Annotated in this window: 13 protein-coding genes; 11 read left to right on the plus strand and 2 right to left on the minus strand. The window is 43.2% G+C overall.

Features of this window, described 5'->3' with window-relative positions; all coding sequences use genetic code 11:
- Positions 1-65: 65 nt before the first annotated feature.
- The gene (locus K7R10_RS13425; protein WP_224485235.1) at positions 66-896 is read left to right on the plus strand and encodes a universal stress protein; all 831 of its coding nucleotides are present in this window, start codon (positions 66-68) and stop codon (positions 894-896) included.
- A 32-nt stretch (positions 897-928) separates the two neighbouring features.
- Here the strand turns inward: K7R10_RS13425 and trxA are convergent, their stop codons facing one another.
- Complete coding sequence (gene trxA, locus K7R10_RS13430; protein ID WP_224485236.1) at positions 929-1,228, minus strand: thioredoxin; 300 nt, start codon at positions 1,226-1,228, stop codon at positions 929-931.
- Positions 1,229-1,391: 163 nt separating this feature from the next.
- Here trxA and K7R10_RS13435 point away from each other — a divergent pair, with 163 nt between their 5' ends.
- The 8 genes from K7R10_RS13435 to K7R10_RS13470 all read left to right on the plus strand — a co-directional run bounded on the left by K7R10_RS13435 (position 1,392) and on the right by K7R10_RS13470 (position 7,894).
- Positions 1,392-1,781 (plus strand): DUF302 domain-containing protein, encoded by a 390-nt coding sequence (locus K7R10_RS13435; RefSeq protein ID WP_224485237.1) that lies wholly within the window; start codon positions 1,392-1,394, stop codon positions 1,779-1,781.
- Between the two features lie 80 nt (positions 1,782-1,861).
- Positions 1,862-2,719, plus strand: coding sequence for a universal stress protein (locus tag K7R10_RS13440; RefSeq protein WP_224485238.1), 858 nt, complete (start codon positions 1,862-1,864; stop codon positions 2,717-2,719).
- A gap of 4 nt (positions 2,720-2,723) precedes the next feature.
- Entirely contained in the window at positions 2,724-3,572 is an 849-nt protein-coding gene (locus tag K7R10_RS13445) for a universal stress protein (protein WP_224485239.1), read from the plus strand.
- Positions 3,573-3,585: 13 nt separating this feature from the next.
- The gene (locus K7R10_RS13450) at positions 3,586-4,428 is read left to right on the plus strand and encodes a universal stress protein (RefSeq protein WP_224485240.1); all 843 of its coding nucleotides are present in this window, start codon (positions 3,586-3,588) and stop codon (positions 4,426-4,428) included.
- A gap of 18 nt (positions 4,429-4,446) precedes the next feature.
- Positions 4,447-4,851, plus strand: a complete 405-nt coding sequence (locus K7R10_RS13455) for a hypothetical protein (protein ID WP_224485241.1) — start codon at positions 4,447-4,449, stop codon at positions 4,849-4,851.
- Positions 4,852-4,922: 71 nt separating this feature from the next.
- Positions 4,923-5,765, plus strand: a complete 843-nt coding sequence (locus K7R10_RS13460; RefSeq protein WP_224485242.1) for a restriction endonuclease — start codon at positions 4,923-4,925, stop codon at positions 5,763-5,765.
- On the plus strand, positions 5,755-7,137 hold the full coding sequence (locus K7R10_RS13465; RefSeq protein WP_224485243.1) for an MBL fold metallo-hydrolase RNA specificity domain-containing protein: 1,383 nt from the start codon (positions 5,755-5,757) through the stop codon (positions 7,135-7,137). The genes K7R10_RS13460 and K7R10_RS13465 overlap by 11 nt, the downstream gene beginning before the upstream one ends.
- A gap of 133 nt (positions 7,138-7,270) precedes the next feature.
- A complete protein-coding gene (locus tag K7R10_RS13470) occupies positions 7,271-7,894 on the plus strand; it encodes a hypothetical protein (RefSeq protein ID WP_224485244.1) in 624 nt (207 codons plus the stop codon).
- Between the two features lie 162 nt (positions 7,895-8,056).
- Here K7R10_RS13470 and K7R10_RS13475 read toward each other — a convergent pair whose 3' ends face one another.
- Positions 8,057-8,860: a CPBP family intramembrane glutamic endopeptidase gene (locus K7R10_RS13475; RefSeq protein WP_224485245.1), complete on the minus strand. Its 804-nt coding sequence runs from the start codon at positions 8,858-8,860 to the stop codon at positions 8,057-8,059.
- Between the two features lie 210 nt (positions 8,861-9,070).
- On the opposite strand from K7R10_RS13475, the gene K7R10_RS13480 reads away from it, so the two are divergent.
- Positions 9,071-9,868, plus strand: a complete 798-nt coding sequence (locus K7R10_RS13480) for an alpha/beta hydrolase (RefSeq protein WP_224485246.1) — start codon at positions 9,071-9,073, stop codon at positions 9,866-9,868.
- A gap of 312 nt (positions 9,869-10,180) precedes the next feature.
- Complete coding sequence (locus tag K7R10_RS13485) at positions 10,181-11,566, plus strand: MltF family protein (protein ID WP_224485247.1); 1,386 nt, start codon at positions 10,181-10,183, stop codon at positions 11,564-11,566.
- The last annotated feature ends 434 nt before the right edge of the window (positions 11,567-12,000 follow it).

A 12,000-nucleotide genomic window follows, 5' to 3' on the forward strand; every position in this document is an offset into this window, starting at 1 on the left:
ATCATTAGAGATGAGGTCTGAAAAATCCTATATTTGATAGTATTAACAATCAAACTTTAGAAACCATGAAAAGGATCTTAGTACCTACAGATTTTTCAGAGCAGGCCCAATATGCTTTGAGAGTCGCAGCAGATCTTGCAAAGAAATACCAGGCGAAACTTTATTTACTGCACATGCTGGGGATTTCTCAGACGCTCATTACCAAAGATGAATCCAAATCACAGGCTGAGGCTATTTATTATATGGAACTGGCAAAGAAGCGATTCGCAGAATTGCTCGAAAAGGATTTCCTGAAAGGTGTTGAGGTGGAAACCATCGTACAGAATTACACCATTTTTTCAGAGATCAATTCGTTGGCACATGATAAGGGAATTGACCTTATTGTAATGGGGTCTCACGGAACGGGAAATCTCAACGATTTCTTTGTGGGTTCCAATACGGAAAAGGTGGTTCGTACTTCAGATTTCCCGGTATTAGTCATCAAGGATGAAAGACCGGATCTGAAGTTGGAAAAGGCGGTTTTTGCCCTCGACTTCGATTCCGAGAATATGAAGGCTTTCAAAAAAGGAGTGTCGTTTTTCGAAAATCTGGGGGCTGAGGTTGAATTGTTGTATGTCAATCTTCCAAACGAGAAATTCAGAAGCAGTATGGAAATTCATGAAAAGGTTGAAGAGTTCATGAAGGCAGCAGGAAGGGAGGCCGATGTTTCAAAGGTCAGCGTGAGAAGTGATTATACGGTAGAGAACGGAATTTATAATTTTGTAAAGGAAAAAGGGGCAGATGTTATCGGTATTCCGACTCACGGTCGCCGAGGATTATCGCATTTCTTCCTTGGAAGTATCGGTGAAGACCTGGCGAATCATGCCAAGGTTCCTGTACTGACCTTTAAAATATAAATGACCTGGTGGCAGTCGGCAGAACTTTCATCTTAAAGGTTGGCTTCGATCACCTTCAGGATATCCTGCTTGGGAAGAACTCCTGACTGCCGCCATTTTATCTCACCGTTTTTGAAAAGAATCATGGTGGGAACTCCTCTTACATTGAACTTGTTAGATAAGGCTTGATTTTTATCGACATCGATTTTTACGATCTTGACCTGTTCTCCCATTTCTTCCTTCACCTCCTTAAGAACCGGAGCCAGCATTTTACAAGGACCGCACCATTCGGCATGAAAATCTACCAGTACGGGTGTTTCAGAAGCTACGATGGCATTGAAATTACTCTTCATGATTATTTCAGGTTTTAGATTTAAAAGTAACCATTAGAAATTTTATTTAAAAGTGAATTGTCTTCTGTTTTTGACACTTTTTGAGAATTAAAGTGTTGCTTTTCAATGTATTGCGATCATATTTTTTTAAATTTAAGGAGCAACATAACCAAAAAATCTAAACATGAGTTACTATCATAGTCTGGAATTGAAAGATAAAGATTTCAATGCCGTGGTTGAGGCAACCAAAGAGGCGTTAAGCAAGGAAGGTTTCGGTGTTCTGACCGAGATCGATATTAAGGCTACGATGAAAAAGAAATTAGATGCCGATATGAATGATTACATGATTCTCGGAGCCTGCAATCCTGAATTTGCCTATAAGGCCCTTCAGGCCGAAGATAAGATCGGGACCATGCTTCCTTGTAATGTGATCGTGCAGGCCGGAAAAGATTCGGTCGAGGTTTCGGTCGTTGATCCCCTGGCATCCATGCAGGCAGTGCGAAATGAAGATCTGTCTGAGATCGCTTCTACGGTGAATGATAAGCTCAAAAAAGTTCTCGATCACCTGAGATGATAATTGTCTTACCTCCTGATATTTATCATGAGTAGTCGTTAATGCTTTCTGTAACTTAATCCTTAGACAAACCGATTCATATGAAGAAGATTCTACTTCCCACCGATTTTAGTGAAAACGCGTGGAACGCCATTGCCTACGCCATGCAGCTGTTTCATGACGATCGCTGTGAGTTTATATTACTACATACCTACGTGCCTGCTTTTTACAGGGTGGATTATGCCCTCGGCGGACCTGCATATTCAGGGATCGATGATGCGATGATACAGGCGACGATTTCCGGGCTGGAGCGTACGGTAAGCAGAATCGAAGAAGAGTTTCCCAACCTCAGGCACACTTTCCATCAGCGTTATGCCTTTAATCTTCTGACCGACGAGATCAGTGAGATCACGGCTGAAGAAGATATAGACCTGGTTCTGATGGGAACCAAAGGAGCTACCGGAGCTGAAAAGGTGTTATTCGGCAGCAATGCCGTTTTTACCCTGAGAAAATCAAAAGCTCCCGTGCTGCTTATCCCCGCAGGTTACAAATACAGTAAACCAAAGCACATCGTGTTTCCAACCGATTACCTGCGTGTTTATGAAGCAGCTGAATTAAAACCCATGACCTCAATCCTGAATAAGTTCAAAGCCACACTTACGGTATTGCGTGTAGAGGAAGATGAAGAGGAACTGACCGAAAAACAACAAAGTAACCGGGACAGATTGGCTGAATGCCTGGGAGATATCAGATATATATTCGAAAAAGTCGAAGATGGTGTCATGCCTACCGCTGTTGAGAAATATGTGGAAGATCATCCCTGTGATATGCTGGTAATGCTCAACCGTAAGCATTCGTTTATCGAAAGATTGTTGTTACGGCAGAACGTTGATACCCTGGGCTTCGAACTCGATATACCCTTTCTGGTTATACAAAGCAATGCGAAATTAAATGTCTGAAATAATGAAAAAGATATTATTACCAACCGATTTTTCCGAGACCTCTGTCAATGCGATACGGTATGCATTTAACCTGTTTAACGATACAGAAGCTGAAATGCATCTTGTTCATGCTTTTGATGTGGCTCCTTCAACCCTGGGTGTGACCAGGGAAGAGAAATTGAAGACTCATTTTTATGAGGTGACAGAGGCACAGGCAAAAGAAGAAATGAAAAAACTGTTGGATCGTATTAAAACAGAGTTTCCGGAAAGAAAAGGAAAGATCAGGGCTTTTACCACTCCCAATGATCTGATGGATGCCGTGCCGAATGCCATAAAGGAATTGCAGGCAGACCTCGTTCTGATGGGAACTAAAGGGGCTACAGGTGCCCAGGAGGTATTTTTGGGCAGTAACGCCGTGAAGGTTATGAAACGGTTGAAAAATATCCCGCTGTTGTTGGTTCCGGGGAAAGCTACCTATACCGAATTGAAACATATCGTTTTCTTTAATGATCTCAGGAGGCATTTTGAAAAGGAAGAAGTGCAACCCATGGTTGACCTGGCAAAACTCGGCAATGCTGAGATCTCGCTGGTTTATCTCAAACATGTGAATGAACTTACTCCTGAACAGGAGAAAAATAAGGAAGAATTAAAGCACTTGCTGAAAGAAATGGAAACCAGAGAGCTGGTGATGGCTTTGGAAGATGAGGTCAACCAGGTGATCACAGATTTTACAGCCAAAGAAAATGTGAATTTGCTGGCGATGATCAGAAACAAGCATGGTTTTTTTGAAAAGATCTTCAGGGAACCCGTGATATCAAAAGTAGCCTTCCATACCGAAGTTCCCTTTTTGGTTATTCCTGAAATCCCTTAAAAACCATTAAAAGATGAAGCGCATAGTATTACCTACTGATTTTTCTGATAATTCCCGGCACGCCATCGCCTGTGCTCTTGATATCTTCCGTGAAGAGCATTGTGAGTTCATTTTGCTTAATGTATTTGGTGCCGATGTGTACTCAACAGCGAATACCATGGCCCTTCAGTCAGGAGATGCGGTGCTTGATGCTGTAATAAAAAGATCAGAGCGTGATCTTGAGAATCTCAGGCAGATGCTTGAGAATAAAAAGAGTGAGTCTCACAGCTTCCGAACGGTTTCGCGCTACAGCTTTATTTCTGAAGCGATCAATTCATTGCTGAAAGAAGAGCGAATCGACCTGGTGGTGATGGGAACCAAAGGGGCTACGGGGGCTCGTGAAATATGGTTCGGGAGTAATACCGTCACCGTAATGGAAAATGTTACAGGTTGTCCCGTGCTGGCAATTCCGGCCAGTTACCACTACAAACGACCCGGCGAAATCTTATTCCCCTCATCCTTCGAGTATCGCTACCGGGAAGAGGAAGTTGAAGCCGTATGCGAACTGGCCAGGAAGTTTAAGGCAGCGGTAAGGGTGATGCATATTTCTGAGGAAGATGTGCTCAGCAAGGAGCAGCGGGAAAACAAGCAAAGGCTGATGCAGTATTTTGAACCATTGGAATGCTCCAGCCACACCCTGAGCAATTTCGAACCTGAAACGGCAATCAGGTGCTTTGTTCAGGCCAGAGATATAGATATGATCGCCCTGGTGAATCATAAACACGGATTTTTTGAAAGTATCTTCAGAAAATCCACCGTAAAGGAATTGGGGTACCATTCAACCGTACCCCTGTTAGTAATGCATAGAAAAGAATAATTTAAAATTGTAATTGTCATGAAGAAAATCGGAGTTTGGATGGATAAGGAAAAAGCACATCTCGTGCATCTCGATGGAGATGGAGAAAGAATGGAGACCATTATGTCAAATGTGGAAGACTATAATGCCGTGGGAGGCGCACGTCATAAAAATAAATGGGGTCCCCAGGACCAGGTACACGACAGCACCTATACCGAAAGAGAAAAGCACCAGATGAAACGCTACTTCCGCGATCTGGCAGATACCTTAAAGGGAGCTGATGCGATTGCCTTGTTCGGGCCTGCAGAAACCAACGTGAAGTTTGAAAAATTCCTGAAAGAAAATCACAAACAGTTAAGTGAAAAGATAGAGGGTGTTGAAAAGGCAGACAGCATGACCGATAACCAGGTGAAGGCACTTGTAAGGGATTATTTTAAGAACTGATACAATTCAGCTTAAAACACTTAAGGAAGCCGGAATCCCGGCTTCCTCTTTAAATATGAATATGATCGATCATGGAATCGCCACCGGCAGAACACATACAGGTAAAGAAATCCACTGGTGAATCGGTGCCGTTTTCCGTTGATAAACTACGGCGGTCATTAAAAAAATCAGGGGCCTCACATCAGGAAGTCGAAAAGATCCTTGATAAACTTAAAGACGAGGTGTACAGCGGTATCACGACCGGGGAATTATATGCCCGCTCCTATGCCCTGCTCCGCCAGCTGCATTCGGTCTATGCCTGCAAATATAAATTAAAGACCGCCCTTTACGAACTGGGCCCCAGCGGCTTTCCCTTTGAACAGCTTATTGCAGGAATACTTAAATATTCTGGATACGAGACAATGACCGGACAATTATTTCACGGTCGTTGTGTAACACATGAGGTGGATGTGGTGGCTAAAAAAAATGGTGACACCACTTTGATAGAGTGCAAGTTTCATTCTGAGGAAGGCATCAAATGCAATGTGAAGGTTCCGCTGTATATCAGATCGCGATTTAATGATATCAAGGAGGTGTGGAAGGAAAAAGGCGCGTTACGGCCCTGGTTGGCTACCAATACCCGGTTCACGGCCGATGCCCTTCAATACGGGAAATGTTCCGGCTTGTACCTGATGAGCTGGGATTATCCCGAAGGTGATGCCCTCAGAGACCGGCTTGACCGGCTTGGATTATACCCCATCACGGTTTCGGGCTTTCTCTTTTCGGCTGAAAAGGAATTTCTTCTGGATAAGAACATAGTGCTGGGAAAGCAACTGCTTAAAGAGCCATTCATGCTGGATCATGCCGGACTCCCGGAAGAGAGGAAAGCGAGGGTGCTCGAAGAATTTAAAAGTCTTTGTAATCATGGAGAATGACAGGAAACCGAAAATAAGCATTCAGTTTTTGGGAGCAGCAGGAACAGTCACCGGTTCAAAATTTCTTCTCAAAACCCCGGAAGTAAATATTCTGATCGATTGCGGAATGTTTCAGGGAGAAAAGGAGTTAAGAGAAAAGAACTGGGAGGCGCTTCCCATAAATATCGAAAGTGTTGATTTTGTATTGCTCACTCACGGACATCTGGATCATGTAGGATATTTGCCCAGGTTGGTAAAGATGGGTTTCAGGGGAAAGATATACGGGACTTCACCTACCCTGAGTATTGCCAGGATCATCCTGGAAGACAGCGCCAAGATACAGGAGGAAGATGCTGAAAAAGCCAATGAGGAGGGGTATTCCAAGCACCATCCGGCCATGCCGCTTTACGATTCTGCTGATGTAAATAAAACCTTTGAATTTTTCGAACCCCAGCCAAGAGGTGTTTTTATAGATCTGACTCCTGATATACGATACAAACATCATTATGCCGGTCATATTTTGGGGGCTACCTGGCTGGAAATAAAGGTTTTCGGCAAGACCATCGTTTTTTCAGGAGACCTGGGGCGAAATGACGATCATTTGTTGTACGAGCCTGAGTTACCCAAAAAAGCAGATTACCTGGTAATGGAGTCGACTTACGGAGATCGGGATCATCCGAAGGAAGATGTAAAGGAAAAGCTGGCAGGGTTGGTCAATGAGGTCATCAATCAAAGAGGAAACCTCATCATACCGAGTTTTGCGGTGGAGCGGGCTCAGAGCTTGCTTTATTATCTCTGGCAGCTTTATAAAAGAAACGAAATCCCCTCGGTGAACGTGGTGATCGACAGCCCTATGAGTAATAAGGTATATGACAGCTTTTTCGATTATCCACAGTGGCACAGACTCAATAAGGAGGTTTTAAAAGAAATTCTCGGTTTTGTGGAAGTGGTAGAGTCGTATAGTGAAACCTGGAAGATCATTGATCGGAATCAACCGAAGGTTATTGTTGCCGGTAGTGGAATGATCACCGGAGGAAGGGTGCTTACCTATCTTCAACAACTGATCGATGAGCCTGAAACCATCGTACTGCTGGCCGGTTTCCAGGCAGAAGGTACCCGCGGGAGGGACTTGCAGGAAGGAGCCAGGGAGTTGAAGTTCTTCGGTAAGTGGTATCCCGTAAAAGCCCGGGTGGAAAGCTTGTCATCCCTTTCGGCTCATGCGGGGCAGCAGGAATTGCTTGATTGGTTGCAGGAGCTTGTAAGCGGGCCCGAGAAAATATTCCTGGTACATGGAGAGGAAATAGCTTTGAGCACCCTTGGTGAAAAGATCAAAGAGCGATATGGCTGGGATACCCTGATTCCTGAAATGGGTGAAAATTTTGAGCTTTGGTAGGTTAGGTGTGAGGGTATGAGGGTATGAGGGTATGGAGGTATGAGGGTATGGAGGAACTTGCCAAGGTGCTCTAACTGATCTGCTAACTTACCCAAAGTATGACTTATGACCTCGCAAGAATAAGTGCAGTAATATGTTTAGAACGGATGAAATACGCTGGTTTTTCAAAAAGGAGTCCTGGTCACTGCTAAAGGCGTTTCATGCCATGGGAGGAGACTCGGCGAACGGAGACTCCAGAACTGATCATTACTTGTACCTGCCTCCAAGAGATGACATTGGGGTGAAGATCAGGGAAGGGCAGGTGGAAATCAAGCATCGCGTGAAGATCAACGGAAAGAAGAATCTGAGCAGACAAATTTCCGGGTTATCTGAAAGCTGGATCAAATGGAGTTTTAGTGCTGATCCCGGCGACCCGCTTTTGAATGAGATCGTTAAAGGAGAGAGTTATCGCTTTGAGTCGACCGAAGACCCTTGCTGGATCCCTGTGCTGAAGACCCGATACCTTATTTTTGCTCAGAAAGATGAAAAAGGAGAGTTGCACATAACGCACTCCGAACCTTTAGGGGATAGTGGTCTGCAGATCGAATATTCCCGCATACGTGTGCATGAAGAAGACTGGTTTAGCTTCGCACTGGAATGGTTCGGGGGAAGTGAGCTTCAGCCTTCTGTCATCTTTAATAAGCAAATATTTAATGAGGTTTCCCTTCCGTTGGAGGAATCTATGGGCTATTCGGCCTTTTTGAACAGGCTGGGTTGATCCATTCCTGCTTATTAAAGTTATGATTTGATAGTTATGGTTATAAGGGTTGCCTGTAAACGGGTAGTAGATCAGTTCCTGGTTTTTCCGTTACAGCAACGGTGCTTTGCTGAAATACTGCCTTCAACCGTACTCAACAATCTACGGGTAAGATTTCCTTAGTCATCCGGTTGTATCAATCTCTTTCATTTTATTTTTTGACAGATAGTCCCTTAGTTCCTGCGTGAATATCAAGCCATTCAGGTCAAGGAATATGTGCACTGCAACAGCGAACCATATGTTCTGTGAAAGCAGATAGATGTAGAAAAGCATCAGGCCTGCAAGGGTGGTGGAAATGACTCCGGAAATTCCCTGGTACGCATGAGCAAGTCCGAACCAAATAGAAGATCCGATGATTGAAATCCATGTCGATCCGGTTACTTCAAATAGGAGAATGGGGACCGATAACCTGAAAAACAGTTCTTCACAGACTCCGGCATTGACCGATAAAAGGGTAACCCAGATTTTTTCTTTAGCATTCCTTGGTAAAAGGTGCTGGATTTCCTGATTCGTTACTTCTGCATCAGCTGTCACTCCTTGTCGATGGTTCTGGTATACAGATATCCATGTTAAAACGGGAGCTGCGAACAGCAATAGCGGAATGAATGCTACCAGAAAGATCCTGGCTATTCGCCAAAAGCTCATGCCTTCACCGCTAACTGTGAATGCACGGATCGACTCTGAAAGATCTAATAAGAAATCAGGCATACGCTGCAAAGACGAAGATGCATCGAGGAGGATCAATGTTGCCAAAGCTGCCAGACCGTATAAAAAGAAAGCTTCCAGGGTGTTTTTTCGCAGGCATTCTTGCCTGGCTTCGGTGGAGTCAAGCGATTTGAAACGCGCAAATTTTTTCCTGTCTCTGAAATGAGACCAAACAGACACAAAAATCAGAAGAAACAGTACAATTAAGCCGGTGGTTGTCATGTCAGTTGTTTTCGAGTGCTATTGATTTACACCTGGAAGAGAAATAATACATATCTCTCAACAGTGCACCATATGGGTAGTCCATCAGAAGTAATCGTTACATGTAATTGCGATTTTTTACAATATACCATCAGACTACCTATGCGTATTTGGTCAGAACTTTAATACGAATTTATATATGTTTGCATTCTTTAAAAAACAAAGGCAATTATGAATCGATTTCTACTATTTGCAGCTTTTATCGCTGTGCAGGTTTCTTTTTCACAGATGGACGACCGGTTTTATTTTCCAAACAAGGACTGGAAATCAACCGATGGCTATCGATTTGAGGAGATCTTTTTCTACCCTGATCAGGATACGTTGAGCACGGTTTTAATGAAGCCGGATACCTCCCCGAAAGCAAGTATACTGTATTTTCATGGCTCCGGTGGTAATGTGACCAACTATATGCCGCTGGCACAACCTTTGGTTGAAGCGGGATACCAGGTTTTAATGGTAGATTTCAGGGGTTATGGTCATTCTACCGGAAAGCCCACACATGTGAATATTGGCTCTGATGCCCAGTTCCTCTATGAGAAAATGCAGGAATTGCCGGCAGTAAGAGGCCAGGAGATATTGGTTTACGGAAGTTCGATGGGTACACAAGCAGCCATTCATCTTGCCAGGTACAATCAGGAAAAGTTAAAAGGACTTGTGCTTGACGGTGCCCTGGCTTCATTCACAGATATAGCTCTTCAGTACGCACCACCGGCAGCTCACCCTGATATCAAGGCGCAGGAAAGCTTATTCCCCTATTCAGCCAAAGCGGATATTGCTCATATCACAGATCTTCCGATATTATTTATTCACAGTAAAGAGGATAAGGAAGTGTCATATGAGCAGGGAGAAAGGTTGTTTGAACTTACACGCGCTCCGAAATCATTCTGGACCTATGAAGGCGGGCATCTTCAGGCACCGGCTTTGTTTCCGGAGGAACTTACCAGACGAGTTGATGCGCTTACCCAATAAAATGGCCTTTTTATTTGATCTTATTCGTAGAACTTTCATGTTTTAACATTTATTGTTATGTAGAATAAGGGGAGTTTTTTTATTATTCTTACATAAGTCTGAATATGCAGAGTCTTAACAGTAGTAAACACCGAAATAAATAGGTGAATGGTTTGACAATAGTGCAATTAACAGGTGCCATAAGATGACCTTTTTCGTTGTGATCGTTGATTCGTCTATAGTATCCCTTATAATTATAGTATAGGGTTTAAAGGTTAAAAACATGGAAATTGAGTATCTTTAGAGATTAGGCCCCCATGACAATTCATAGTGATGGAGCGATTTCTTTTTATACTTTTATTCTTAGGGCTATATATCGGGAGTATTACAATTCCTGAAGCCCGCATGGCCACATCAACCAACAAGCTTCGGGCTTTGGTTGTGTATAGTTCTACGAGTTACTTTCTCTATAAGGGAGAAACCATGGGGTTTGAATACGAACTGCTTAATCACCTGGCTGCACAGCAGGGAATGGATCTGGAAATCGTTGTTTCTGATGGTATAGAGAGCCTGATTCCTGATCTTTTGGCCGGAAAAGGAGACCTGATCGCCCATGGATTGAATATCACTTCGGAAAGAATGAACAAGATTCAGTTTACAGATACTGTTATCATGACCAAACAAGTACTCGTACAGCGTAAGCCGGAAAACTGGCAATCGATTCCGTCAGCAAAGCTGCAGGAAATTCTGGTGAGTAATTACAGAGATCTGTTGGGTGATACCCTCACAGTAGCGCGAGGTACATCTTATGAGGAACGACTTCGTAAATTTATTGACAGCATAGGGGGTGGGATACATGTACAATTATTGGATCCGAAGTACTCTAAAGGCGAATTGATCGAGATGGTCAATGATGGAATTATACAGTATACCATAGCAGAAGAATACATAGCGGGAATAAATGCTTCATGGATGTCGGATCTGGATGTTTCTGTTGCGCTAACACCGGAAGAACCTATTGCATGGGCGGTAAGGCCTGGGGAGACCGAATTGCTTCAAGTCTTGAATGAAGGTGTAAAAAAAAGCAAGTCCTCCACTACATATGCGGTGATCTATAATAAATATTTTAAAAATCAGAAGTACTTCAAAACAAGGATCAAAAGTCCCTTTTACAGTCTTAAAAATAATCAGATCAGTCCGTTTGATAAAATTGTAAAAGAGGAGGCAGCTGGTATAGGGTGGGATTGGCGTTTAGTTAGTTCGGTAATTTATCAGGAATCCCGCTTTGACCCAAAGGTAAATGCATGGTCGGGTGCGGTGGGACTCATGCAGTTAATGCCTAAGACTGCGGCGTCACTCGGGGTAAATGATTTAACAGATCCGGCACAGAATATAGCCGGGGGCTGCCGTTATTTGGCTCAGTTGTTCGAAAGGTTTGATGAAGTTAAAGATTCAGTACAGCGTATGAAATTTACTCTTGCTTCTTATAACTGCGGAAGTGGTCATGTGTTTGATGCTCAGAGACTGGCAGATTCGAGAGGCATGAACCGTAACTGGTGGGATGGTAATGTAGAAATATGTCTGAAGGAATTAAGTGACCCCGAGAATTATACCCTGCCCATGATAAAGTACGGTTATGTGAAGGGAAGGCAGCCTTATAATTACGTCAGAGATATCTTTCAGCGATACGATCACTATTCGTTTTTCATTAACAAGTAATTGGTATTAACATCCTGTTTTTGATCACGAAATGTCTTGAATTTATATTTTTCAGAGGGTTAGTGGGTTAGCTTTATCTAAAACAGAATTTTCACCCCTTAATCCATAACCCAAAACCCTATAACTAAAAAACCCAGCCATATGGCTGGGTTTTTATGTGGTATCTCCAGCCCAGACGATTCGGGGCTGGAGGTGGGACTGCCCCATTGCTGAATTGTGGATTATCAATTATAAATATATACGTCTTTGCGAGGAGCGAAACGACGAAGCAATCTGCTGACGAAAATAGAGATTAGGGATTTGTGATTGGTTATTAGTTATTGGGTCTCTACCCATGTAACTTCATTACTTCATTACCTCATTACTTCATTACCTCATTACCAGTATAACTGGCTAACTGCATAACCGTATAACTGAATAGGGATTTGTGATTG

It is taken from the genome of Robertkochia aurantiaca (assembly GCF_020166495.1).
In the GTDB taxonomy this organism is placed as follows: Bacteria; Bacteroidota; Bacteroidia; order Flavobacteriales; family Flavobacteriaceae; genus Robertkochia; species Robertkochia aurantiaca.

Coding starts and splice junctions, on each gene's coding strand:
- K7R10_RS13470 (WP_224485244.1), top strand. CDS start 7,271: ATGTTTAGAACGGATGAAATACGCTGGTTTTTCAAAAAGGAGTCCTGG.
- K7R10_RS13425 (WP_224485235.1), top strand. CDS start 66: ATGAAAAGGATCTTAGTACCTACAGATTTTTCAGAGCAGGCCCAATAT.
- K7R10_RS13485 (WP_224485247.1), top strand. CDS start 10,181: ATGGAGCGATTTCTTTTTATACTTTTATTCTTAGGGCTATATATCGGG.
- K7R10_RS13440 (WP_224485238.1), top strand. CDS start 1,862: ATGAAGAAGATTCTACTTCCCACCGATTTTAGTGAAAACGCGTGGAAC.
- K7R10_RS13450 (WP_224485240.1), top strand. CDS start 3,586: ATGAAGCGCATAGTATTACCTACTGATTTTTCTGATAATTCCCGGCAC.
- K7R10_RS13455 (WP_224485241.1), top strand. CDS start 4,447: ATGAAGAAAATCGGAGTTTGGATGGATAAGGAAAAAGCACATCTCGTG.
- trxA (WP_224485236.1), bottom strand. CDS start 1,228: ATGAAGAGTAATTTCAATGCCATCGTAGCTTCTGAAACACCCGTACTG.
- K7R10_RS13475 (WP_224485245.1), bottom strand. CDS start 8,860: ATGACAACCACCGGCTTAATTGTACTGTTTCTTCTGATTTTTGTGTCT.
- K7R10_RS13445 (WP_224485239.1), top strand. CDS start 2,724: ATGAAAAAGATATTATTACCAACCGATTTTTCCGAGACCTCTGTCAAT.
- K7R10_RS13435 (WP_224485237.1), top strand. CDS start 1,392: ATGAGTTACTATCATAGTCTGGAATTGAAAGATAAAGATTTCAATGCC.
- K7R10_RS13480 (WP_224485246.1), top strand. CDS start 9,071: ATGAATCGATTTCTACTATTTGCAGCTTTTATCGCTGTGCAGGTTTCT.
- K7R10_RS13460 (WP_224485242.1), top strand. CDS start 4,923: ATGGAATCGCCACCGGCAGAACACATACAGGTAAAGAAATCCACTGGT.
- K7R10_RS13465 (WP_224485243.1), top strand. CDS start 5,755: ATGGAGAATGACAGGAAACCGAAAATAAGCATTCAGTTTTTGGGAGCA.